The organism is Brevundimonas sp., from assembly GCF_013912065.1.
Lineage (GTDB): Bacteria > Pseudomonadota > Alphaproteobacteria > Caulobacterales > Caulobacteraceae > Brevundimonas.
The window spans coordinates 91,463-114,533 of record NZ_JACESA010000011.1; the positions used below are offsets into that span (position 1 = coordinate 91,463).

Sequence of the window (23,071 nt, forward strand, 5' to 3'; positions counted from 1 at the left end):
CGGCGACGCGGTTTAGAACCCCTCCGTCTCTCCGCTTCGCTCCGAGCCACCTCCCCACGATGTGGGGAGGAGACAGACCTCGCCGCCCCACCGTCTCCTCCCCGCTCTGCGGGGAGGGGGACCGCCGCGCCCCTTGCGCGGGGGTGGAGGGGCTCTTGACGCCCCACCGACGCAAACGACGACCTTCCCCGCCCCAACTGTCACAATGACGCTGGTCCAAACCCAGTCTTTCCAACCGCTTGCGTCTTTCTCGCCCCGATCGACGCCCCAGGGGTCCCGGCGCCCCTATGCTGCTTCCCATCCCCGCCGATGGGGAGGGCGTCGGATCCACGCCCTGACGGCGGCGGGGCTGTGGTCGAGCGATGAAGCCGGCGGGGTGGAGACCGCCGGGGGCCTTAAGGGCGGCGATGGATGCCGCCCTCTGCTCGCCGCGCGCTTCGGATGCGGACCGCCGTCGGTGTCGTCACCGGCATGTCCGCCCCGGCGAAGGCGTCGCAAGGCGTCCCGCCGATCCGGCAAGGCTCGAAAGCAAGGGCCGCCAGCCGGAGGGCGCGTGGAAAACGACCGCGCGGGACGAACGACTGCGCCGAAACGGTAACAAAACACATCTCACCGGGCGCAGACCCGGCGTCCCGCTCCCTCCCCCAACTTCGCCGCGAAAGCGGCGAGGACGCTTCCGCACACCTGCCCTGTGGCCTTCCGCCGCCCGACCCCTTAAATGCCGCCTGCTGACAAAACAGAGCCCCGCACCGTGTCTTTCGACGACATACCGCATGACCTCCCCGATGATCTCCAGGACGGCCTGATCGCCGTCGGGGAGGCCGCGCGCGATCTGCGCGAGCCCTGGTGGATCTTCGGCGGGGCGGCCATGGCGCTTTACGGCCTGACCGATCTGCACGTGCCCGACATCGACGTCCTGTGCGCCCCGCGCGACGCCCGCGCCTTGCTGGCGGAACTGGACGGTCATGTCGTGCCCGATCCCGGCGAGGGCCTGTTCCGCTCGTCCGTCTTCGGCCGCGCGCCGAACCAGCCGATCCTGGTCGAGGTCATGGCCGATCTGGAGACCCGCGACGGCGCCGAATGGCGGCCGGTCGTCTTTACATCGCGGCGCCGGGTCTTCATCGACGATGTCCCGCTGTTCGTGCCCGATATCCGGGACCATATCGCCCTTTACCGCCTGTTCGGCCGCCCCAAGGATCTGGCGCGGGTCGAGCGGCTAGAACGACTGATCGCCTGATGCCCTTCCCCTTCGAGATTTCCGCGACCGAGGGCCGCGCCCGCACCGGCGTGCTGAAGACCGCGCGCGGCGACATCCGCACCCCCGCCTTCATGCCGGTCGGCACGGCGGCGACGGTCAAGGCGATGACGGTGGATCAGGTGGCGGCGACCGGCGCCGACATCCTGCTGGGCAACACCTATCACCTGATGCTGCGTCCCGGCCCCGAGCGGATGGAACGGCTGGGCGGGCTTCACAAATTCATGGGTTGGGACAAGCCGATCCTGACCGACAGCGGCGGCTTCCAGGTCATGTCCCTGGCCGGCATCTCCAAGGTGAAGGAGGAGGCCGTGACCTTCTCCTCGCACATCGACGGCTCCAAACACGTCCTGACGCCGGAACGCTCGATCGAGATCCAGGCCGACCGGATCGGCGCCGATATCTCGATGCAGTTGGACCAGTGCGTCGCCTATCCGGCCGAGAAAGACGCGGCCCGCAAGGCCATGGAGCTTTCGATCCGCTGGGGCGCCCGCTCCAAGGCCCGGTTCGGCGAGCGCGAGCACCAGGCCCTTTTCGGCATCCAGCAGGGCTCGACCTTCGAGGATCTGCGCCGCCAGTCGTCGGACCAGCTTCGGGAGATCGGCTTCGACGGCTACGCCATCGGCGGCCTGGCGGTCGGCGAAGGCCACCAGGCCATGTGCGAGGTGCTGGACTATGCCCCCGAAATGCTGCCCGCCGACCGTCCCCGGTATCTGATGGGGGTCGGCAAGCCCATCGACCTGGTCGAGGCGGTGTATCGGGGGGTCGACATGTTCGACTGCGTCCTGCCCACGCGCGCCGGCCGCCACGGCCAGGCCTGGACCTGGGACGGGCCTTTGAACCTCAAGAACGCCCGGTTCGCCGAGGACCAGGACCCGTTGGACCCGACCATCGACGGGCCGTCATCCGCCTATTCCAAGGCCTATCTGCATCACCTGATCCGGGCCGACGAGATCCTCGGCAAGGTGCTGCTCAGCTGGCACAATATCGCCTTCTACCAGGCCCTGACCGCGGCCATGCGCGCCGCCATCGCCGAGGGCCGGTTCGAACAGTTCCGCCGCGACTTCCATGCCCGGCATGTGTCGAACGGCTAGAGGCGGCTCCCTAGCGCCGCGGCCGGAACCAGCTGGGCGCCGCCGGCGGGGCGCAGTTCCGCTGCATGCCGATTCCCTTCAGGAAGGCGCGGCGCATCCGACCCGCCTGGATGGCCGACTGGACATGGCGGCTGTGCTGCTCGGCGCCGCTCAGGCGACGAATCCAGCTGCGGCCGGGAATGAAATCGGTCGTCGTGCCGCGGATCGCATCCAGCGTCGCCCGCGCCGCAGCATCGGCGGCCCGCTCGCTGGCGTAGGCGCCGTCCTGGCGCGGCGGCTCGTCCGTGTCGGGGCCCAGCGCCTCGTCCAGCCTCGCCACCTCGGCTCCGATCGTGGTGCACTGGTTCAGATTGCGCAGATCATAGGGATTGGCCTCGGCCTGCAGCAGCACGGTCGGAATCAACTCGCGGCGCAGGTTGAAATCGTCCAGCGGCGCCGTGACCGCCTCGCCCAGTCCGGCGCCGATCTGCTCGGCCCCGCCCATGGCGGAACGACCGGCGTTGCAACCGGACAAGAGGACGGCCGCGACGGCAAGCAAGGGTATCGGCTTCATCCGGCCCTTAGACCACGAAGCCGCTCCGATCAAAACATCCGAGACAGGGCCACGACCATAACGCCCCAGGCCAGGCCGCTGAACAACAGTCCCAGCGCCAAGCCTCCCGCGAAGTCGAACTCGTGGTCGTGGTCGTGTCTCATATCCGCTCCCTAGGGCTTTTTTTGTTTGTCCTATTGGTAGCCCTAACAGGATCAGATCCGCAATCAGGGTCCCTACGGATTATCTATCGCCGAAATGTCGCTTTTTTTACGGCAAAGCCCAAGGCGTGACTTCAGGCTCGCAGCCCTCTCGCCATCAGCATGGCGCCGTCCAGGCCCGCATTTTCCAGCGCCGCCGCGACCAGGAACCCGCTGTCGCCCATCAGGACCGCCGGACCATAGCCATTGACCCGCCGACGCGCCGCCACCTCGACCTCCGCGATCAGCCCCGGCGTGGACATGACCCCGCCGCCGAAGACGATTCGGTCCGGCGCCCAGGCGAACAGCAGGCCGGCGACCAGCTGCCCCAGATAATCGGCCACCCAGGCCCGAATCTCGTCGGCGTCTTCCAGCCTGCGTCCCGCCAGCCTCGCCTGGACCGCCGGCCCGGCCGCCAGACCTTCCACGCAATCGGGATGGAAGGCGCAGGCGCTGGGCTGGGCGTCGCCCTCGCCCCGCCGGACCGACAGATGGCCGATCTCCGGATGCAGCCCGCCCTTCAGCGTTCGCCCGTCGACGCACAGACCGCCGCCAATCCCGGTGCCGACGGTGACATAGGCGACAGCCCGCGCGCCCCGCCCGGCGCCCAGCCGCGCCTCGGCGACCGCGGCGGCGTTGACGTCCGTATCCACGGCGAACGGCGCGCCGAAATGATCGGCCAGGCTCTTCGACAGATTGAAACCGGCCCAGCCGGGCTTGGGCGTCGCCAGCATCAGGCCGCGGTCGGCCGAAGCCGGATCGACCATCAGAGGACCGAAACTGGCCACCCCCAGCCCCGCGATGGATCGGCCGTCCGCCGCCTCGATCAGGGCCTCGACCGCCGCCTCGGGTCGTCCGGTGGCGAACCGGCCCTGGTCCAGCACCGCCCCCGCCGCATCGGCGATCCGCCAGACGATCTTGGTCCCGCCCGTCTCGACCGCGAAGAAGACCGGCTGGCTCACGGCGTCTCCAGAAGGGAGAAAATGGTACGTCCTCTCGGGCTCGAACCGAGGACCCTCTGATTAAAAGTCAGATGCTCTAACCAACTGAGCTAAGGACGCACCGCGCGACGTTCGGGACTAGGCCCAAACCGTCGAAGGGCGCCTTCTGTTGCAATCCGCTCTTCCGGTCAAGACCGCGTCTGCTACTCAATGCGGATGCGACCGCTGAATGGACTGCGTATCCTCGAATTCGACGGCCTGGGGCCGGTGACCTTCGCCGGCATGATGCTGGCCGACCTGGGGGCCGAGGTGCTGCGCCTGACCCGCGACGCTGCGGCCGGCCCGGCCGCGTTCGACGAGGTCGGGGGCGCCGTCCTGCACAGGGGCCGCGCCGCCGTGCCAGTGGATCTGAAGTCCGACGCCCATCGCGAGACGATCCTCGCCCTGGTCGACCGGGCCGACGCCGTGATCGAGGGGTTCCGGCCCGGCGTCATGGAACGGCTCGGCTATGGCCCGGAGGTCCTGCAGGCGCGCCGTCCGGCCCTGGTGTTCGGCCGGGTCACGGGCTGGGGCCAGATGGGACCGCTGTCGCAGGAGGTCGGGCATGACCTCAACTACCTCGGCCTGACCGGCCTGCTGCATGCGATGGGCGAGCCGGATCGTCCGCCGGCGCCGCCGCTGAACCTGGTCGGCGACTATGGCGGCGGGGCCATGATGCTGGTGACCGGCGTGCTGGCGGCCCTGCTGGAGGCCCGGACCACCGGACGCGGCCGCGTCGTGGACGCCGCCATGACCGACGGCGCGGCTCTGCTGGGCGGCCTGTTCCATGCCCTGCGCGGCCAGGGAATCTGGAGCGATCGGCGCGGCGCCAATCTGCTGGACGGCGGCGCGCCCTTCTATCGCTGCTACACCTGCCGGGACGGAGGCTTCGTCGCCGTGGCGGCGCTGGAGCCCCGCTTCTTTGCGGCGCTTCTGTCAGGGCTGGAGATCGATCCGGTCGAGGCTCCGCAATACGACGTCTCGGGCTGGCCGACCCTTCACGCCCGGTTCGCGGCCCTGTTCGCCCGGCGCGACCGCGACGACTGGATCGCCCATTTCGCCGGCAGCGAAGCCTGCGTCACGCCGGTCCTCAGCCTGGCCGAGGCGCCGGACCATCCACACAATCGGGCGCGATCCACCTATCTGAACGGCCTGCCCGCCCCGAGCCCGCGCTTCGACGGAGCGGACCTCGCCGCACCGCCCGCCGGACGACGCCTGTCGCTCGAAGAGGCGCGGACCCTCTGGCGCGACGAACCGGGATGACCCTCGCCCTTTTCGGCGCTATGGAACGACGTGGCGCCGCGGGCGTTGCAACGGCTGACGCCCGGGGAATTTTTCTGATGAGACGCTCGATCTTCGTTTTGGCCGCCACGACGCTGGGTGCGTTGATCGTGGCGGGCTGTGACGATTACCAATCGGGTTCTCGCGACGAGTACGCAGACGCCCCGCCCATGGAAGAACAGGCGCCGGCCGCCGAAGATTCTGCGGAACCCGTCGTCGCGCCGGAAGTGACCGATCCCGCCCCGACCTCGGCCCCCGCCCCCACGCCGCCGGAAGAGCGGACCTCCGAACAATCGGTTCAGCCCGAAAGCGAGACCCTGTTTTACTGAGGCGCGCCCCGTCGCCGCCACAACCGGATGCAAGGGCGTGCTCGGCGCCGACCTGGAGTCCGCGCCCCTTGACGAAAGCTAGAGTTTGACGTTCCGGCCCACCCTGTTTCTCGCCACTTTGGCGATCTGCAGCCTTGTCTCCCAGGCCGCCTCGGCCGATCCTCGCGCCCAGATCCGGGGCGAGATGGACGCCGAGCTTCGGCGGATGCTGGAACGCGCGGTCGGCGAGGTGGACGGCGCCCCGGAAAGCCGGTTCGAAGCCCGACGACGCGCCCGCGCCGCCCTGTCCTCCGCCGAGGCGCTGCTGAGGTCCGAAGCCTATTATCAGCCGGTGCTCGAGGACGTGGTCGAGGGCGAGGAGCGACCGTCGGCCATCGTTTCGGTCCAGCCCGGCCGCCGCTTCCTGCTGACCCAGCCGACTATCGATTGGGTCGATCCCGCCCCGGACAGCGACAGCGCCGCCGCCGCCTTCGACGCGATCGGACTGAAGGCCGGAGAGCCCGGCCGGGCCGTGGACGTGATCGCCGGCGAGGGCCGGATCGTCGCCACCCTGACGCGCGACGGCTATGCCGACGCCAAGGCCGAGCCGCGCCGCGTCGTCGTCGATCACGCGACTTTCACCGTCGCCCCGGAATATCGGATCAACTCGGGCCAGTTGGTCCTGCTGGACGGGGTGATCCTGCAAAGAGCCGGGCGGACCAATCCCAACTGGGTGGCGGGCCTTGCGCCGTGGACCGAAGGCGACCGCTACGATCCCGATCAGGTAGCCGAACTGGAGCGCCGCCTGCTGGACACCGGGGTCTATGACGGGGTCGGCGTCGCCCTCAGCCCGATCGATCAGACCAATGCCGACGGCTATCGTCCCATCATCGTCAATCTGAACGACCGGCCACGCCGGGTCATTGAGGCCGGCGCCACCTGGTCGACGGCCGAGGGCGCGGGCGTCGACTTCATCTGGACGCGCTACAACCGCTTCGGTCGGGGCGACACCCTGGTCATGGAGACCCGGTTCGCCGACATCGACAGCCGTATCGGCGCCGACCTGTCCCTGCCCCACTGGCGCAAGCCCGGTCGGACGCTGAAGCTGAGCGGGGGCGTGGTCAGGGAAGACACCGACGCCTACGAACGCACCGCCCTGGTCCTCGCCGCCGAACTGCAGCAGCGGATCGGCCGGACCTCCTATTTCAATTACGGCCTCGGCCTGGACGCGGGCCAGTATAACGAGAACCGCTTCGACTATACTTCCGTCCCGCCCAGCGCCGTGACCTTCGACCGCGATCTGGCCATCGTCACCGGACGGACCAGCGCCTATATCGACAATTCCAACGACCCGCTGGATCCGACTAAGGGCTGGCGTTTGACCGTCTCGGTTCAGCCGACCGCCGTGGCCGGCGAGGACACGGTCGTATTCCTGCGTAGCGAAAGCCAGGCCACCGCCTATCTGCCGCTTCAGGACCAGGCCAGGACCGTCCTGGCCGGACGCGTCCGCATCGGCGCCATCATCGGCGGCGGCGAGTTGAGCATTCCATCCGACCGTCTCTTCTACTCGGGCGGCGGCGGCTCGGTGCGCGGCTATTCCTACCAGGGCGTCAACCCGGAATTGCCGGACCAGACCCCTCGCGGCGGCCTGTCGCTGTTCGAGACCTCGCTAGAAGTCCGTCACGACATAGGACAGAGCTTCCAGGCCGTGGCCTTCGTCGACGCCGGCGCGGTCGGCTTTCAGGAGACGCCTGACTTCAGCAATCTGCGCTACGGCGCCGGCGTCGGCGTACGCTACAAGCTGCCGTTCGGCCCTATCCGCGCCGACATCGCCTTGCCGTTGGACAAACGCGAAGGCGACTCGGCCTTCCAGATCTACATCAGCATCGGGCAGGCGTTTTGACCGAAGCTCCGCCCCCCGCCCCGCCTGAACCCACGTCCTCGGACGAGACTCCCGCCGCTGTGCGCCGCAAACGCAGCCTGCCGCAGCTGCTGGCCCTGATCGCGGGCGGCGTGATCGGCGGGCTGCTGGTGCTGGCGATCATCGCCCTGATCGGGGGGCGTATGTACATCGTCTCCGACGCCGGACGCGACCTGGTGACCGGCTTCGTCCAGGGCCAGAAGATCAGCCGCTATGGACGGATCAACGTCTATGGACTGAAAGGCGACCTGTTCGACGACTTCACCTTGGAACGGGTCACCGTCACCGACCGGGACGGCGTTTGGCTGGACGCCCGCAACGTCCGGGTCGACTGGTCCTACTGGCCGCTGGTCACGCGCCGATTCCATGCCAGCGAGATCAGCGCCGACGTGATCCAGGTGATCCGTCGCCCCGTCCTCGACGCCCCCAGCGGGGAGCCGGGCGGGCCACAGCCCATCGATGTGGATATTGACAAGTTCTCCGCCCGAGTGGAGCTGCTGGAAGGCTTCTCCAAGGAATACGGGCGATGGGACCTCTCGGGCGAGGTCGATCTGCCACGGCGGGGCGCCAAACACGCGACCGTCAGGGCGGACAGCCTGAACCGCCCCGGCGACTATCTGCGGCTAGCGGCGACCTTCGGCGGCGAACTGGAGGATACTCGTATCGACCTGCGCGCCAACGAGGCCCAGGGCGGGCCCCTGGCCGGGGCCATGGGCTATTCGCCGGATGAGCCGTTTTCCGCCGTCGCGGTCGTGAACGCCGACATCGTCCACGCCAGGGTGCGGACGGGCCAATTCACGCCGCTGATCGTGGAGGGACGGTTTGGCGAGAACGGGTCGCGCGTGTCCGGCTTCTTCGATTTCAGCGGGTCGGACCTGTTCGCCCCCTTCGTCGAGCGTGTCGGCCGCACCGCCCGCTTCGGCTTCGCCATGGTCCCCGCCAAGGACAAGGCCTTCCAGGGCGTCGGCTGGAAACTGATATCGGACAATGTCGCCTCGGAAGCGCGCGGCGTCATCCGCATGTCCGACCGCAGTTCACCCGATGGGATCAGACTGGACATCCAGACCGCGTCGATGAGCCGGCTGGTCGGTTCGGACATCGCCGGCCCGGCCGCCTATTCCGGCCTGTTCAAGGGGGACGCCGAGAACTGGACACTCGAAGGTCAGGCCACCCTGCTGAACGCCAACCTGGCCAGTTATCGCGCCACCCGCATCGCAGGCCCGCTGAACGTTGAGGTGCGCGACGGGCGAATGGATCTGAACGGCGACATCCGCGCCGTCGGCGGCTCGACCGAAGGCGTGATCGGCGGCCTGCTGGGCGCGACCCCACGCATACAATTGGAGGCGGCGCGGATGAAAGACGGCGCGCTGCTGCTGGAAAAAATCGATCTGGACGGTCAGGGTCTGACGCTGAAAGGATCGGGGTCGCGCAATCTGCTGGGCGGCATGGGCTTCCGCGGCGAGGCGCAACTCACCGACGCTTCGCGCATCCTGCCCGACGCGGAGGGCGCCTTCGGCGGTCCGATCCGCGCCTCGTCCGCCAAGACCGGCGCGCCCTGGGTGCTGAGCTTCGACGGCCGGGGTCGCGAGCTATCCGTTGGCATGGACGAACTGGATCGACTGCTGGGTCCCAAGCCGCGCCTGGAACTGAACGGCAAGCTGAACGACGGACGGATCGAGGTCGATCGCGCCGAACTGACCGGAGCGGCCGGACGCGCCGGCGCCAAGGGGCTGATCGAGACGAACGGTCGGCTGCGGCTGGCGCTGGACTGGAACGCCCAGGGGCCGTTCGGCGTCGGCCCGGTCGAAATCGGCGGCGACATGAACGGGCGCGGCGCCCTGACCGGAACCCTGTCCCAGCCGCGCATCGACCTGACCGCCGGCTTCGACCGGGTCACGGCCGGCGCCCTGACCCTGACCGACGCCGACCTGATCCTGAGCTTCCGCCGGGGCGCCGACGCCTCGGACGGGCGGATCACCGTGACCAGCGGCTCCAACTACGGCCCTGCGCGCGCGACGGGTAACTTCTTCCTGGGCGGCCAGCGCATCCGGTTGAGCGATCTCGACGTGAACGCCGGCGGCGTGACCGCGCAAGGCGCCGTGGCCCTGTCGAACAATATCCCCTCCAGCGCCGACCTGACCTTCACCGCCCGCGCCGGCGCCTTCCTGGCCTCGGGCGAGGCCAACGGCCGGATCCGTCTGACCGACGGCGGCGGATCGGAAAGCGCCATCCTCGACGTGAGCGGACGCAATGTCCGCCTGGCGGGCCAGTCCTGGGTGATCCGCACCCTCGATCTGGACGGACGCGGCACGCTGGACAACCTGCCTTTCACGCTTGCCGTGGATGTCGGCGGCGGCGTTCCGGCCCAGTTCAACGGCACGGGCGTCTATTCGCGACGCGGCGACGCCCAGACCCTGACCCTGCGGGGCGGCGGTCGGGTGCGCGAGGTGGCCTTCACCACGCGCAGCCCGGCCTCCATCACGCTGGACGGCGCCCAGCGGACGGCCCATCTGGACCTGGGCGTCGGCAGCGGCGTGCTGCTGGCCGATCTACGTCAGGACGACCGTACGGCCATCATCCAGGCCGACCTGACCAGCGTGGATCTTCAGACCCTGTCGCCAGACTTGCGCGGCCGCGCCACCGGCCGGGTCGCCCTGCGCGGCTCCGGCGACGATCTTTCAGGCTCGGCCAATGTCACCCTGCAGGATATCCGCAGCATCGACGCGCCGCGCGGTCTGGCCGTCGACGGTCGGCTGGACGCGACCCTGGTCAACAACAGCCTCAGCATCAAGGCGGTCGCGTCGGACGAAGACGCGGTTCAGGCTTCGGCGGAACTGACCCTTCCGGTCGAGGCTTCGGCCGCGCCGCTTCGCCTCGCCATCGCACGCCAGCGTCCGATGTCGGGCAATGTGTCGATCAATGGCCAGATTCAGCCGATCTGGGACCTGTTCCTGGGCGGCGAACGCAGCCTGGCGGGTCAGGTGGCGGGACAGGCGACCATAGCCGGCACCCTCGCGGCGCCGCGCCTGAACGGCCGGTTCGACCTGTCGCAGGGCTCCTATCGCGAAAAGGCCGTGGGCCTAGTCCTGGGCGACCTGACTCTGCGGACCAGTTTCGACGACACGACCGCCCAGATCGAGACCTTCACGGCCAACGACACTGCCGGCGGGACCATCTCGGGTCAGGGGCGGATAGGGCTGCGCGAGGGATCGGGTTCGACCGCCCAACTGAACCTCACCCGCTTCCGCGTCATCGACAACGACATCGCCGAGGCGCGCGCCTCCGGTCCGATCACCATCGTTCGGGGCCCGGACGGCAATATCCAGCTGTCGGGCCAGATCAATATCGACGAAGCCCGTATCGAACCCGAAGTGCCCGGCTCCACCGGCATCGTCTCGATGGACGTGGTCGAGATCAATCGTCCCGGCGGCGATCCGGTCGAGACGGAGGTCCGCCAGCGCGGTCCTCAAATCGGGATGGACATCGCCCTGCGCTCGACCGGAGGCAAGGTTCGTGTCAGCGGACGCGGCCTGAACGTCGTGCTGGACGTCAACGCACGGGTACGCGGCACCTTCACCCAGCCCCAGCTGAGCGGCACGGCCAATGTGGTGCGCGGCGACTATGAGTTCGCCGGCAAGCGGTTCATATTCGACGACACCGGCCGCGTGACCCTGTCGACCGACCCCAAACAGATCCGCCTGAACCTGTCGGCGACGCGCGAGGACACCGCCCTGACCGCCTCGATCGACGTGACAGGCACGGCGGACCAGCCGAAGATCGCCCTGACCTCGACCCCCGCCCTGCCCCAGGACGAAATCCTGTCCCAGGTCCTGTTCGGCCGTTCGGCCTCGCAGCTGTCGCCGTTCGAGGCGGCCCAGCTGGCGGCCGGGGTCGCAGCCCTGGCGGGCGGCGGCGGATTCGACGTGATCGGGAACCTGCGCGAACTGGCCGGGCTGGACCGGCTGTCCTTCGGCGGCGAGGCCTCCGCCGTGACCGTCGCCGGCGGGCGCTACATCACCGACGACGTCTATCTGGAGGTCATCGGCGGCGGCGAGGGCGGGGCCGCGGTCAAGGTCGAATGGCAGCCGCGCCGCAACCTGGCGATCAGCTCCCAGTTCGGCGGCCAGGGCGACACCAGCCTGTCGATCCGCTGGCGCCGCGAAAGCCGCGACCCAGGCCAACGCGCCGACCGTCGCCCGAACCGGGGTAGGAATTGATTTGACCACCTCATGAACTCCTGGGTTTCTCGCGAAACCCGGCGGGTTCATGACGGACAGACAGGCGCCGCCCTTCACCTTTGCCGAGGCTCCGTCTAGGGTCCGGCCGATGCGGATTCTGACCTCGGACCAGGCCGTCCTCGACCACGTCGCCGCGCGACGCGAGGCCATCATCGGCCGCACCATCGACTGGGCGAACATCAACTCCGGCAGCCGCAACGCCGCCGGTCTGAACGCCGTGCTGGATGCTTTGGAGGCCGAGGCCCGGCGTCTGCCCGCCGTCGTCGAACGCATGCCGACCCAGGTCTCGACCACCGTCGCCGACGACGGGTCGGTACGGACCCAGGCCCATGCCGACGCCCTGAAGATCACCGCCCGACCCGAGGCGCCGATCCAGGTCGTGCTGACCGGCCACTATGACACCGTCTTCGACGCGGACAGCGGCTTCCAGACGGTGGCCACCCGGACGGACGGCGCCCTGAACGGACCGGGCGTCGCCGACATGAAGGGCGGGATCAGCGTGCTTCTGGCCGCGCTGGAAGCCTTCGAAACCCATCCTGACAAACACGGCGTCGGCTGGACCGTGCTGCTCAGCCCCGACGAAGAGATCGGCTCGCCCGCCTCCGCCCCCCTGCTGGCCGAACTGGGCGCGCGGGGGCATTTGGGCCTGACCTATGAACCGGCCCTGGCGGACGGCACCCTGGCCGGGGCGCGCAAGGGCAGCGGCAACTATCATCTGATCGTCAGCGGTCGCGCCGCCCACGCCGGCCGGGCCTTCGAGGAGGGCCGAAACGCCGTCGCCGGCGCCGCCATCATCGCCTCCGCCTTGCACGACCTGAACGGCCGGCACGAAGGCGTCACCGTGAACGTGGCCAAGATCTCCGGCGGGGGCGCCCTGAACGTGGTCGCCGACAATGCGGTCGTACGCTTCAACGTCCGCGTGCCGGACAAGGCTGCGGCCGACTGGATCGACGCCTCGGTCCGCGCCATCGCCGCCGCCCCTCCCTTCGAGGGGCTGAGCCTGCATCTGCACGGCGGCTTCACCCGCCCGCCCAAGCCGATGGACGCCGCCCAGACCGCCCTTTTCGAGGCCGTGAAGACGGCCGGCGCCCTGCTGGGTCAGGACATCGCCTGGAAGCCGTCCGGCGGAGTGTGCGAGGGCAACAATCTGCACGCCGCCGGCCTTCCCAATATCGACACCCTGGGCGTCCGGGGCGGCGACATCCATTCGGACCAGGAGTTCGCCTGGCCCGACAGCTTCGTCGAGCGCGCCCAGCTGAGCGCCCTGATCCTGTGCAAGATCGCCTCGGGCGAGATCGACGCGGCCAAGCTCAAGGCCTTGCGGCTGGAGACCCTGTAGAATGCTTGTCGTCCGTCCCGCCGGTCCCGCCGACCTCGACCACCTTCTGGAACTGGCCATCCTGTCAGGTCCCGGCTTCACCAGCCTGCCCGAAGATCCCGACGCCCTGTCCGACCGGCTGGAGCTCAGCCAGGCCAGTTTCCGCAGCGAGGTCACCCCGCAGGAGGCCTGGTACACGCTGATGCTGGAAGACGGCGACACAGGCGATATCGACGGGGTCGGATCGGTCAAGGCGACCGTGGGCCTGAAACGCCCCTTCTTCTCGTTCCGCGTCGTCAACAACACGGCGTCGTCGCCATCCATCGGGGTCAAGCTGGATCACCAGACCCTGGTGCTGGTCAATGAATGCACCGGCTGGACCGAGGTCGGCTCGCTGTTCCTCAAGGCCGACCGGCGCAAGGGCGGGGCCGGCCGTCTGCTCAGCCAGTCGCGCTATATGCTGATCGGGGCCCAGCCCGAACTGTTCGCCGAGAATGTGCTGGCCGAGTTGCGCGGCGTGTTCACGCCCGACGGCGCCTGCCCCTTCTGGGACCATGTGGCGCACAAATTCTTCCCGATGGAGTTCGACGACGCCGACCGGATGAGCGGATCGACCGACAAACAGTTCATCCTCGACCTGGCCCCTCGCCACCCCATCTATACCGAACTGCTGCCCGAACCCGCCCGCGCCGTGATCGGCAAGGTCCACCCCCAAGGCGTGCCGGCCATGGCCCTGCTGGAAAGCGAAGGCTTCCGCACCAACGGCCTGGTGGACATCTTCGACGCGGGACCGACGGTGTCGTGCGGCCGCGACAATATCCGCACGGTCCGGGACGCGCGACGCCTGACGGCCGAGATCGTTCCCGCCGTCGAGGCCGAACTGCCCGCCCTGATCTCGACCGACAGCATCGCCGCCTTCCGCGCCGTTCGCGCCAAGGCCGATATCGAGGGCGACATCGTCCGCCTGACCGCCGAAACCGCCGCCGCGCTGAAGATCAAGGCCGGCGCTCTCGTCCGGGTGAAATCATGACCGTGTTCAAATCCATCGATCCCGCCACCGAGGCGACCAACTGGGAAGGCGAGGCCGCCAGCCCGGCTCAGGTCCAGACCGCCGTCGACGCCGCCCGCGCCGCCTTCCCCGCCTGGGCCGACGCCCCACGCCTCGAGCGCATCGAGGCCGTCAAACGCTATCAGGCCGTGCTGAAGGACCGCGCGCCCCAGATCGCCGAGGCCATCGCGCGCGAGACCGGCAAGCCCTTGTGGGAGACGAAGACCGAGGCCGCCGCCATGATCGGCAAGGTGGACATCTCGATCCGCGCCTATGACGAACGCACCGGCGAACGGTCGAACGATACGGCCTTCGGTCGCGCGACCCTGCGCCACCGCCCCCACGGCGTGGCGGCGGTGCTGGGTCCGTTCAACTTCCCCGGCCACCTGCCCAACGGCCATATCGTCCCGGCCCTGCTGGCCGGCGACACGGTCGTGTTCAAGCCGTCGGAGGAGACGCCTCTAGTGGGCCAGGTCATGGCCGAGGCCTTCGCCGCCGCCGACCTGCCGACCGGTGTCGTCAACGTCGTCCAGGGCGGGCGCGAGACCGGCGCGGCCCTGCTGGACGCCGGGATCGACGCCCTGATGTTCACCGGCTCCGGCGCGGCCGGCGCCCATTTCCGGCGCAAGTTCGCCGACGATCCGCATGTCATCCTGGCGCTGGAACTGGGCGGCAATAATCCGCTGGTCGTCTGGGACGCCGCCGACGCCCAGGCCGTGGCCGGGATCGTGGTCCAGTCCGCCTTCATCACCACCGGCCAGCGTTGCTCCTGCGCGCGGCGCCTGATCCTGCCCGAAGGCCCCCAGGGCGACGCCGTCATCGAGGCCGTCGCCGCCCTGTCCGACCGTCTGGTGTTCGGCCCCTGGGACAGCGATCCCGAACCCTATGCCGGGCCGCTGATCTCCGCCCGCGCGGCGGAGGCGGCGTTGAAGGCCCTGCAGGAACGTATCGACATGGGGGCCAAGGTGATCCGCGCCTCGGGGCCCGTCGCCAATCTGCCGGGCGCTTTCGTCAGACCGGCCATCATCGACGTGACGGGGATCGACGTCCCCGACGAGGAGATGTTCGCCCCCTTCCTGTCGGTCGTGCGCGTTCCGACGTTCGACGCCGCCATCCAGGCCGCCAACGCCACCCGCTACGGCCTGTCGGCCGGTCTGGTCAGCGACAATCCGGCCAACTGGGACCATTTCATCCGTCGCATCCGCGCGGGCGTGGTCAACTTCAACCGTCCCACCACCGGCGCCGCCGGCGACATGCCGTTCGGCGGCCTGGGCGCCAGCGGCAACCACCGCCCCAGCGCCTACTACGCCGCCGACTACTGCGCCTATCCGGTCGCCAGCTTCGAGGCCGACGCGGTGGCCAACATCGAAGGCGAGATCAAGGGGCTGCGATGACCCACGCTGTCGAAGCCAACGCCGACGGCCTGATCGGGCCGACCCATTCCTACGCCGGCCTGTCCCCCGGCAATCTGGCCTCCAGCCTGAACAAGGGCGAGGCGTCGAACCCGCGTGCTGCGGTGCTGCAGGGGCTCGACAAGATGAAGGCCCTGGCCGACCTGGGTCTGCCCCAGTTCGTCCTGCCGCCGCACGAGCGGCCGAACATTCCCTTCCTGCGCGGCCTGGGCTTCACCGGCTCGGACGCCCGCGTTCTGGAACAGGCCTGGAAGGACGCCCCCTCCTTCGCCGCCGCCGCCTGTTCGGCCTCGCCGATGTGGGCCGCCAACGCCGCGACGGTCACGCCGTCCGCAGACGCCGCAGACGGCCGGGTCCATTTCACCCCCGCCAATCTGATCACCAACCTGCACCGGTCGCTGGAGCACCAGCAGACGAAGCGGGCGCTGGACGCCCTCTTCCCTGACGCCAGCCGTTTCGCCGTCCACGACGCCCTGCCCTCGGTCGCCCATCTGGCCGACGAAGGCGCCGCCAACCACGTGCGTATGTGCGCCGATCACGGCGCGCCGGGCGTCAATCTGCTGGTCTGGGGCCGCGAGGCGTTCGAGCCCTGGGACGGCCCCTACCCCGCCCGTCAGACCCGCGAGGCGTCGCAGGCCGTCGCCAGACGCCACGCCGCCTCGTGCGTCGTCCTGGCCCAGCAATCCAAGGCCGCCATCGCCGGCGGCACCTTCCACAACGACGTCGTCTGCGTCGGGGCGCTGGAGACCCTGTTCCACCACGACCTCGCCTTCGAGGACACGGCCGGAACCTACGCCGCCATCCGCCGCGCCGCCGAGGGCCTGTTCGAGCCGATCTTCGTCGAGGTCTCGTCCGCCGACCTGCCGCTGGCGGACGCCATCAGCAGCTATCTTTTCAACTCGATGCTGATCCGGATCCCAGGCGAGGATCGCCTGACCCTGATCTGCCCGACCGAGACGCGGGACAACCCGCGCAGCCATGCCGTGGCGCAGGGCCTCGCCGCATCGAACGGCCCTATCGGCCGGGTGCAGTACGTCGATGTGCGCCAGTCGATGCGCAACGGCGGTGGCCCGGCCTGCCTGCGCCTCCGGGTCGCCTTGAACGAGGCGGAGCTGGCGGCGGCCAATCCCGCCATGCGCCTGACCGACGCCCTGCACGCCGAACTCTCGGCCTGGGCGAACCGCTGGTATCGAGATGAACTGCGGCCCGGCGACCTCGCAGATCCGGCGTTGCTGGACGAAAGTCGGAGCGCCCTGGACGCCCTGACCACGATCATGGACCTGGGTAGCGGCTTCTATCCGTTCCAGCGCGCCTAGGCCGCGAACCGGCCGCCCTTGTTGGCATAGGCCTGGGTGCCCCGGGTGAAGACCTGGTCGGTCGGCAGGACGGCGTCGATCGCCAGGGGCTCGCTGCCCTTCAACGCCTCATAGACCGGCCCGAAGTCCTTCAGCGTCTCGTCCTTCAGGGCCTCCAGGCTGTCGATGACGAAATAGACCTGCTGGAAGTCGTCAATCCGGTACAGGGTCCGCATCACCCGCTCCAGATCGAAGCCCAGCCGGTTCGGCGACGGGTCTTCAAGCGCAAAGACGCTTTCGGTCGCCGACGAAACAATTCCGGCGCCGTAGATCCGCAGCCCATCGGCTTCCCGCATCAGGCCGAACTCGACCGTGTACCAGTACAGTCGCGCCAGATTGGGCAGCATGCCCAGGCCGGCGGCCCGCTGACCACCCTTGCCATAGGCCTCCATATAGGCGGCGAAATCCGGGTCGGTCAGCATCGGCACATGGCCGAACACGTCATGGAAGATGTCCGGTTCCTGCAGATAGTCCAGTTGGTCCGGCTTCCTGATGAACTGACCCGAGACGAAGCGGCGATTGGCCAGATGGTCGAAGAAGACTTCATCCGGCACCAGACCGGGCACGCAGACCACGGTCCAGCCGGTCAGGGCCTGAAGCTTGGGATTGATGATGTCGAAGTCGGGGATCCCGCCCGCGTTCAGGTCCAGCGCCTTCAAGCCGTTCAGGAAGGCGTCGCAGGCCCGGCCCGGCAGGATCTTCATCTGACGCGCGTAAAGCGTGTCCCAGGTCTGATGCTCGACATCCGTATAGGCGGCCCAGTTCTGGGGAATGGTCCAGTCGGCAGCCGCGCCTTCCGGCGGCTTTTCGAAAACGTGTTCGAAGTCGGACATGGGACGTTCCTCTTTTTTCGGCATCCTAGACTTCGCCGGTCGTCCCATCAAAGGCCTGTCAGTGAATCCTCTTGTCCAGCGGGGCATGGTGGCCCTGACCATCGACGGTGAACCAGCGCTGGGCGTCATCGGGCAGCAACACGGACTGGCCGTCCTCCAGAACCCCCTCGGCCGCATAGGCGATGAAACCGCCGTCTTCGCCCAAGGCGAAGACCTGATAGAAGGGCTGATCCGCGGCGACCGGGCCGGTGTCGGCGGCGGGGCCGTCGTAGGCGGGGTCCACATCCATCACCACGCCGCGAAAGGCGTCGTCGCGGTGGCGAACGATCTGGCCGATGGCGAAACGGGCTGTTTGAACCTGGGTCATATTCCTTGATACGCCGCCCAGTATGAGCCGGACGCCCACAGGTCTGTTCATCTTCCTGACAGAATGGCTTGGCGCGGACGATCTTGGCGGGCTAGGCTGCTTGGGACGGGCGCCGTTCTGGACCGCCCATATTGGAATGACGGCCCATGCCGGAGACCCACGGCGCGCCCCGACGGCGCGACGAGCGGTCCCAGCCTTCCCGCGAGCGGGATGCGTCGGGTCGGGATGCGCCCCTGTACGGCGCGCTCGATCTGGGGACCAATAATTGCCGGCTGCTGATCGCGCGGCCGTCCCGCGACGGCTTCAGGGTGGTCGACAGTTTCAGCCGCATCGTGCGGCTGGGCGAGGGCCTGTCCCGCACGGGCCGGCTGGACCCGCGCGCCATGGACCGGGCCTATGACGCCCTGGCCCTGTGCGCCGACCGGATCGTCAGGAAGGGCGTGGAGTCGGTTCGGCTGAGCGCGGTCGCCACCCAGGCCTGCCGGGCTGCGGAGAACGGGGCGGACTTCATTGATCGGGTGCGTAAGGGCACGGGCCTGCGGCTGCGGATCATCGATCCGGCGGAAGAGGCGCGGCTGGCGGTCGAGGGCTGTCTGAACCTGATTGATCCCCGGGCCGAGGGGGTGGTGATCATCGATGTGGGCGGCGGGTCGACCGAACTGTCCTGGCTGAAGCGCGAGGGGTCGGACTGGAAGACCACCGGCTGGATGTCGGCGGCCCTGGGGGTCGTCACCCTGGCGGAACGTCACCCGGAGCCTGAGGGCGCGGGCGAAGACTGGTACGAGGCCATGGTCGCCGACATGGGCGCGGCCCTGGCGGGAGGCGGGATCAACGATCCCGGCATGCTGGATCTGCTGCGGCGGGACCGGGCGCATCTGATCGGAACCTCGGGCGCGATCACCAGTCTGGCCGGCATCCACCTGAACCTGCCCCGCTACAATCGCGACCGGGTCGACGGGCTGTGGATGACGCGCGGCGACTGCGAGGCGGCGGCGGAGCGGCTGAAGGCCCTGGGGCCGGACGGGCGGGCCAAGGAAGCCTGTATCGGGCCGGACCGGGCCGATCTGGTCCTGGCCGGGGCGGCGATCCTGGAAGCCATCCAGCGGGCCTGGCCGTCGGAGCGGGTCCGGGTCGCGGACCGGGGACTGCGCGAAGGCCTGCTGTTGCAGCAGATGCGCGAGGACAAGAAGCCGCCCAAGCGCCGGACGCGGCGGCGAGGGCGCGGTCGAGGACCGGCCGCGGCCTGACGCACCTCGCCTCCTCGCGTCGTGACGGAGGGGTTCTTCACCGCATCACCAGCGCCCGTGGGACGTCCAGAGCCCCTCCACCCCCGCGCGAAGAGGCGCGGCGGTCCCCCCTCCCCATGCATGGGGAGGAGACAGTGCGGGCTCAGCCGGCCGTCGCCATCCGCACCGGCACGTCGATGTCGCAGACCGAGAAGTCGGCGCCCTTGGCCTGGCGGGCCTGATCGATCAGGGCGCGGAAGGTCGGCGAGGCGGTGTTCAGCATCTGGACCGCCGGGCGTTCGGCGGCGGGCAGGTCCGAGGCCAGGCGGACGCGGGTCATGCGGTCGGGATCGGCGACGATGCCGCTGGGCTCAGGACTGGCCTTGAGGGCGCGGACGACCTCGAGCCCGACGACCACGCGACCCCAGACCGTGTAGCGCTTGTCCAGGGCCGGATAGGCCTGGCGCATCAGGAAGAACTGGCTGTTGGCGGTGTCATTGCCCTCGTCCCGCGCCATGCCGGCGACGCCCGGGCAATAGAGGCCCCAGCCGTGGACCTTGCGGTCGGCCGTGCCGGTCATCAGGGCGTCGGGCTGGGTCTGGACCGGGACGGAATGATAGAAGCCGACCAAGGCCCCGGCCGGCGTGGCGGCGGGCGTGAAGGCCATGTCCGGCCCGCGTCGGAAGGTGAACTCGGCCTTCAAATCGGGATACCAGCTCTGGCCGTCGCCGGTGCCCAGGGGGTCGCCGGTCTGGGCCATGAACCAGTCGATGACCCGGTGCCAGGCCAGATTGTCGTAGAAGCCGCGCGAGGCCAGCAGCTTGATCCGCTCGACATGGGCCGGGGCGATCTCGGGGGCCAGTTCGACCAGGATCCGGCCCTTGGTCGTGTCGATGACCAGCAGATTGTCGGGGGCGACGGCGCGCCATTCGGTCGGTGCGGGCGGGGGCGGCGGCACGGCCGCCTCCTGCGCGAAGGCGGAGCCGGACGACAGAGCGGTCAGCCCCGCCGCGATCAGTGCGTTTCGAACCTTCATAGCCCCTGCCCCCTCATGAAATCCCTTAGCCGCCGACGATCTCGGCCACCGGCTGGACGTCGCAGATGCTGAAGCCGCCGCCGCGCGCCGTGCGGGTCGCGGCGATCCGTTCGGCGAAGGCGGGGCTGGCGGGGTTCAGCACTCGTACGGTGGGGCGTTCGCCTTCCGGCAGGACCGAAGCCATGCGGACCCGCGTCATGACGTCGGGATTGGCCACCTTGCCGTCGTCGGCGTCCGAGCCCTTGTTCAGCTTGTTCACCACATCCAGACCCGAAACCACTCGGCCGAAGGCGGTATAGACGCCGTTCAACTGGTCCCGTTCGCCCATCATCAGGAAGAACTGGCTGTTGGCGGTGTCGGGCGCTCCGGCCCGCGCCATGCCCAGCACGCCGGGGCAGAACAGGCCGTGGGCGTCGACCTTGAAGTCGGCGGTGATCATCATCTGGGCGTCCGGCTGGGTCTCGACCGGCAGGACGCCAACCAGGCCGCGCACGCCCTGGCCCGCGTTCGGCACGACGGCGAAGCCCGCATCGCGGCCGCGCCGGAAGCTGAACTCGGCCTTCAGATCGGGCAGTTCGCTGCCGCCCTCGCCGGTGCCCTGGGGGTCGCCGGTCTGGGCCATGAAGTCGGGGATGACGCGGTGGAATTTCAGCCCGTCATAGAAGCCTTGGTTGGCCAGGGTGCGGATACGTTCAGCATGGGCGGGCGCGGCGACCGGCGTCAGCTCGACCAGAATTCGGCCCTTGGGGGTGTCGATGACCAGCAGGTTCTCGGGCGCGACGGTGCGCCAGTCCGCAGCGGGAGCCTGAACCTGTGCTGGGGCCTGGGTTTGGGCCACGGCCGGGGCCTGGGTCGAAACCGACGCCAGAAGGGCGGCGGCGGCCGCCGCAATCACACCAAGACGCATTGACGCACTCATCCTCTGTTCTTGACCTTGTCCCGCACGCGCGCGGCGATGGCGGGGCTGACGAAACTGTCGATCGCGCCGTCCAGGCGGGCGATCTCCTTGACCAGTCGCGAGGCGATGGCCTGGTGCCGGGGATCGGCCATCAGGAATACCGTCTCGATGTCCTGATTGAGGCGCTGATTCATGGCCGTCATCTGGAACTCGTATTCGAAATCGGCGACCGCGCGCAAACCGCGAATGATGACATTGGCGTTCAGCTCTTCCGCGAAATGCATCAGCAGGGTCGAAAAGGGCTGGACCACGATGTCGCCGCCCAGGTTCGCCACCTCGGCCTGCAGCATCTCGACCCGCTCGTCGGTGGTGAACAACGGCCCCTTGTCATCGTTCTGGGCCACACCGATGACCACCCGGTCCACCAGCTTCAGCGCCCGTTTGATGATGTCGATATGACCGTTCGTCACCGGATCGAAAGTGCCCGGATAAAGTCCGATGCGCATGGCGTGTCTCCCCAGCCTGTCGCCTGCTGTTCGGCGTGACTTAGCAGGTGCGAAAGGTTCGGCCTAGCAGCCCGTTGGCGTAGAGGCGTGTCGCAAAAACAGGGTGACAAGGCGCCAAAAGCGCCAAAGCGGGCGCGTGAGACGGCGGGGCGGGGTTTGGCGTCACATCGTTCATCACGCGACCTTACACCCGCCGCCAACCCAGGGGCGCTGATTGCTGAATTCGGTGATGATGATACCGAAATCGTTGGATTTTTTCTGCAGAATTAGGAGGCGGGCGGCGTCAAAGGCAGCGGCTCACTAGCGGCCCAGGCGGTTTCGATCGCCGTCAACAGGGTCTGATCCACGGCGAAAACCGCATCGTCAATTGCGGTGATGGGACTGACCGGCGTGGCGCTGTTGCACAGAAATGCGCCATCGAAACCCGACAGTTCGGACACGTGGACCGGGCGGGTCTGCGACGACAGGCCCAGCCCGGACGGCCCAAGCCCGGACAGGCCGCGCTCGATCAGGACCTGGGTCACCCCCGCCAGCATCGGCGCCTGGGGCCAGACGATGCGGTCCCCCTGAATGAAGCCGACATTCCAGGTCACGCCTTCGGACACATGGCCCTGATCATCGACGAACAGGGCGTCGTCGAAGCCCGCCGCCCGCACGGTGCGGCGGGCGCGCGTGGCGCCGAAGGTGGCGACATGTTTCAGGTGCGCCGGCTCACGCTCGTAATGCACGGCCGTCACCCGCATTTGGGCGGCGAGCGGCGGCGGGGGCGGCGAAACCACCGTCATCAGCTTGGGCCGACCGACGAAGGACGGGTTGCGATGGCCGATCTCGGGCGAGAACAGACTGACCCGCATCCAGCAGGCGTCCCGGCCGTCGACGGCGAGCGCCAACAGACGCCGGAACTCGGCCTCGCCGGGGCTTTCGCCGAACAGTTCGACGGCGGCCTGATCCAGACGGGCGAGATGCAGGTCCAGCCCCCGGACCGCGCCGTGCTCGACGCGGAAGGAGGTGTAGGCGCCGTAGTTGACCAGGGCCTGGTGGGCCAGGTCGTCAGGGGTGGCGGGAAGGCCGTCGATCAGGATGTCAGACGTCATGGCCGCTCCCCTCTTTCTTCCCTTCTCCCCTTGCGGGAGAAGGTGGCCCGAAGGGCCGGATGAGGGGTCCGCTGGTGGGTCAGTTCGCACCACCGCAACCCTCACCCTTTGGCTGCTACGCGCCGCCCTTCGGGTCGCGCAAGACCGATCGCTACGCTCTCGGTCGCTC

19 protein-coding genes and 1 tRNA gene are annotated in these 23,071 nt (G+C 68.8%); 11 read left to right on the plus strand and 9 right to left on the minus strand.

The features are described 5' to 3' along the window. Positions 1-751: 751 nt before the first annotated feature. A complete protein-coding gene (locus H2037_RS11155) occupies positions 752-1,237 on the plus strand; it encodes a hypothetical protein (RefSeq protein WP_292121682.1) in 486 nt (161 codons plus the stop codon). After that, a complete protein-coding gene (tgt, locus tag H2037_RS11160) occupies positions 1,234-2,349 on the plus strand; it encodes a tRNA guanosine(34) transglycosylase Tgt (RefSeq protein WP_292121783.1) in 1,116 nt (371 codons plus the stop codon). Before H2037_RS11155 ends, tgt begins: the two co-directional genes overlap by 4 nt. A 10-nt stretch (positions 2,350-2,359) precedes the next feature. Here the strand turns inward: tgt and H2037_RS11165 are convergent, their stop codons facing one another. From H2037_RS11165 to H2037_RS11175, 3 genes are all read right to left on the minus strand, one after another. Beyond that, on the minus strand, positions 2,360-2,887 hold the full coding sequence (locus H2037_RS11165; protein ID WP_292121685.1) for a hypothetical protein: 528 nt from the start codon (positions 2,885-2,887) through the stop codon (positions 2,360-2,362). Positions 2,888-3,176: 289 nt separating this feature from the next. Continuing rightward, positions 3,177-4,043 carry an ROK family protein gene (locus H2037_RS11170; protein WP_292121688.1) on the minus strand — a complete coding sequence of 289 codons (867 nt, stop codon included), beginning with the start codon at positions 4,041-4,043 and terminating at the stop codon, positions 3,177-3,179. Positions 4,044-4,065: 22 nt separating this feature from the next. Next, positions 4,066-4,142 (minus strand) — tRNA-Lys (locus H2037_RS11175). A 90-nt stretch (positions 4,143-4,232) separates the two neighbouring features. On the opposite strand from H2037_RS11175, the gene H2037_RS11180 reads away from it, so the two are divergent. From H2037_RS11180 to astB, 8 genes are all read left to right on the plus strand, one after another. Beyond that, positions 4,233-5,324 carry a CaiB/BaiF CoA-transferase family protein gene (locus H2037_RS11180; RefSeq protein WP_292121691.1) on the plus strand — a complete coding sequence of 364 codons (1,092 nt, stop codon included), beginning with the start codon at positions 4,233-4,235 and terminating at the stop codon, positions 5,322-5,324. Positions 5,325-5,401: 77 nt separating this feature from the next. Beyond that, positions 5,402-5,671, plus strand: a complete 270-nt coding sequence (locus H2037_RS11185; protein ID WP_292121695.1) for a hypothetical protein — start codon at positions 5,402-5,404, stop codon at positions 5,669-5,671. A gap of 85 nt (positions 5,672-5,756) precedes the next feature. Further along, on the plus strand, positions 5,757-7,553 hold the full coding sequence (locus tag H2037_RS11190) for an autotransporter assembly complex family protein (protein ID WP_292121697.1): 1,797 nt from the start codon (positions 5,757-5,759) through the stop codon (positions 7,551-7,553). A 59-nt stretch (positions 7,554-7,612) separates the two neighbouring features. Continuing rightward, entirely contained in the window at positions 7,613-11,788 is a 4,176-nt protein-coding gene (locus H2037_RS11195) for a translocation/assembly module TamB domain-containing protein (protein ID WP_292121700.1), read from the plus strand. A 109-nt stretch (positions 11,789-11,897) separates the two neighbouring features. Then, on the plus strand, positions 11,898-13,148 hold the full coding sequence (locus H2037_RS11200) for a hydrolase (protein ID WP_292121703.1): 1,251 nt from the start codon (positions 11,898-11,900) through the stop codon (positions 13,146-13,148). 1 nt (position 13,149) lies between these two features. Continuing rightward, positions 13,150-14,157 carry an arginine N-succinyltransferase gene (locus H2037_RS11205; RefSeq protein ID WP_292121706.1) on the plus strand — a complete coding sequence of 336 codons (1,008 nt, stop codon included), beginning with the start codon at positions 13,150-13,152 and terminating at the stop codon, positions 14,155-14,157. After that, positions 14,154-15,569 carry a succinylglutamate-semialdehyde dehydrogenase gene (astD, locus tag H2037_RS11210; protein ID WP_292121709.1) on the plus strand — a complete coding sequence of 472 codons (1,416 nt, stop codon included), beginning with the start codon at positions 14,154-14,156 and terminating at the stop codon, positions 15,567-15,569. Before H2037_RS11205 ends, astD begins: the two co-directional genes overlap by 4 nt. Beyond that, positions 15,566-16,903 carry an N-succinylarginine dihydrolase gene (astB, locus tag H2037_RS11215; protein ID WP_292121711.1) on the plus strand — a complete coding sequence of 446 codons (1,338 nt, stop codon included), beginning with the start codon at positions 15,566-15,568 and terminating at the stop codon, positions 16,901-16,903. The genes astD and astB overlap by 4 nt, the downstream gene beginning before the upstream one ends. Here astB and phhA read toward each other — a convergent pair. Further along, a complete protein-coding gene (phhA, locus tag H2037_RS11220) occupies positions 16,900-17,775 on the minus strand; it encodes a phenylalanine 4-monooxygenase (protein WP_292121714.1) in 876 nt (291 codons plus the stop codon). The genes astB and phhA overlap by 4 nt on opposite strands. 58 nt (positions 17,776-17,833) lie before the next feature. Beyond that, positions 17,834-18,142 carry a heat shock protein HspQ gene (gene hspQ, locus H2037_RS11225; RefSeq protein WP_292121717.1) on the minus strand — a complete coding sequence of 103 codons (309 nt, stop codon included), beginning with the start codon at positions 18,140-18,142 and terminating at the stop codon, positions 17,834-17,836. A 146-nt stretch (positions 18,143-18,288) separates the two neighbouring features. On the opposite strand from hspQ, the gene H2037_RS11230 reads away from it, so the two are divergent. Further along, the gene (locus tag H2037_RS11230) at positions 18,289-19,389 is read left to right on the plus strand and encodes a Ppx/GppA phosphatase family protein (RefSeq protein WP_292121720.1); all 1,101 of its coding nucleotides are present in this window, start codon (positions 18,289-18,291) and stop codon (positions 19,387-19,389) included. Positions 19,390-19,531: 142 nt separating this feature from the next. Here the strand turns inward: H2037_RS11230 and H2037_RS11235 are convergent, their stop codons facing one another. The 4 genes from H2037_RS11235 to H2037_RS11250 form a co-directional block, all read right to left on the minus strand. Further along, positions 19,532-20,404: a peptidylprolyl isomerase gene (locus H2037_RS11235; RefSeq protein ID WP_292121723.1), complete on the minus strand. Its 873-nt coding sequence runs from the start codon at positions 20,402-20,404 to the stop codon at positions 19,532-19,534. Positions 20,405-20,429: 25 nt separating this feature from the next. Further along, positions 20,430-21,311 (minus strand): peptidylprolyl isomerase, encoded by an 882-nt coding sequence (locus tag H2037_RS11240; protein ID WP_292121725.1) that lies wholly within the window; start codon positions 21,309-21,311, stop codon positions 20,430-20,432. An 8-nt stretch (positions 21,312-21,319) separates the two neighbouring features. Beyond that, entirely contained in the window at positions 21,320-21,808 is a 489-nt protein-coding gene (coaD, locus tag H2037_RS11245; RefSeq protein WP_292121727.1) for a pantetheine-phosphate adenylyltransferase, read from the minus strand. A 266-nt stretch (positions 21,809-22,074) separates the two neighbouring features. Further along, complete coding sequence (locus H2037_RS11250; protein WP_292121729.1) at positions 22,075-22,902, minus strand: aminotransferase class IV; 828 nt, start codon at positions 22,900-22,902, stop codon at positions 22,075-22,077. Positions 22,903-23,071 lie beyond the last annotated feature (169 nt).

Coding starts and splice junctions, on each gene's coding strand:
- H2037_RS11180 (WP_292121691.1), top strand. CDS start 4,233: ATGCGGATGCGACCGCTGAATGGACTGCGTATCCTCGAATTCGACGGC.
- H2037_RS11185 (WP_292121695.1), top strand. CDS start 5,402: ATGAGACGCTCGATCTTCGTTTTGGCCGCCACGACGCTGGGTGCGTTG.
- H2037_RS11200 (WP_292121703.1), top strand. CDS start 11,898: ATGCGGATTCTGACCTCGGACCAGGCCGTCCTCGACCACGTCGCCGCG.
- H2037_RS11205 (WP_292121706.1), top strand. CDS start 13,150: ATGCTTGTCGTCCGTCCCGCCGGTCCCGCCGACCTCGACCACCTTCTG.
- astD (WP_292121709.1), top strand. CDS start 14,154: ATGACCGTGTTCAAATCCATCGATCCCGCCACCGAGGCGACCAACTGG.
- astB (WP_292121711.1), top strand. CDS start 15,566: ATGACCCACGCTGTCGAAGCCAACGCCGACGGCCTGATCGGGCCGACC.
- phhA (WP_292121714.1), bottom strand. CDS start 17,775: ATGTCCGACTTCGAACACGTTTTCGAAAAGCCGCCGGAAGGCGCGGCT.
- hspQ (WP_292121717.1), bottom strand. CDS start 18,142: ATGACCCAGGTTCAAACAGCCCGTTTCGCCATCGGCCAGATCGTTCGC.
- H2037_RS11230 (WP_292121720.1), top strand. CDS start 18,289: ATGCCGGAGACCCACGGCGCGCCCCGACGGCGCGACGAGCGGTCCCAG.
- H2037_RS11235 (WP_292121723.1), bottom strand. CDS start 20,404: ATGAAGGTTCGAAACGCACTGATCGCGGCGGGGCTGACCGCTCTGTCG.
- H2037_RS11240 (WP_292121725.1), bottom strand. CDS start 21,311: ATGCGTCTTGGTGTGATTGCGGCGGCCGCCGCCGCCCTTCTGGCGTCG.
- coaD (WP_292121727.1), bottom strand. CDS start 21,808: ATGCGCATCGGACTTTATCCGGGCACTTTCGATCCGGTGACGAACGGT.
- H2037_RS11250 (WP_292121729.1), bottom strand. CDS start 22,902: ATGACGTCTGACATCCTGATCGACGGCCTTCCCGCCACCCCTGACGAC.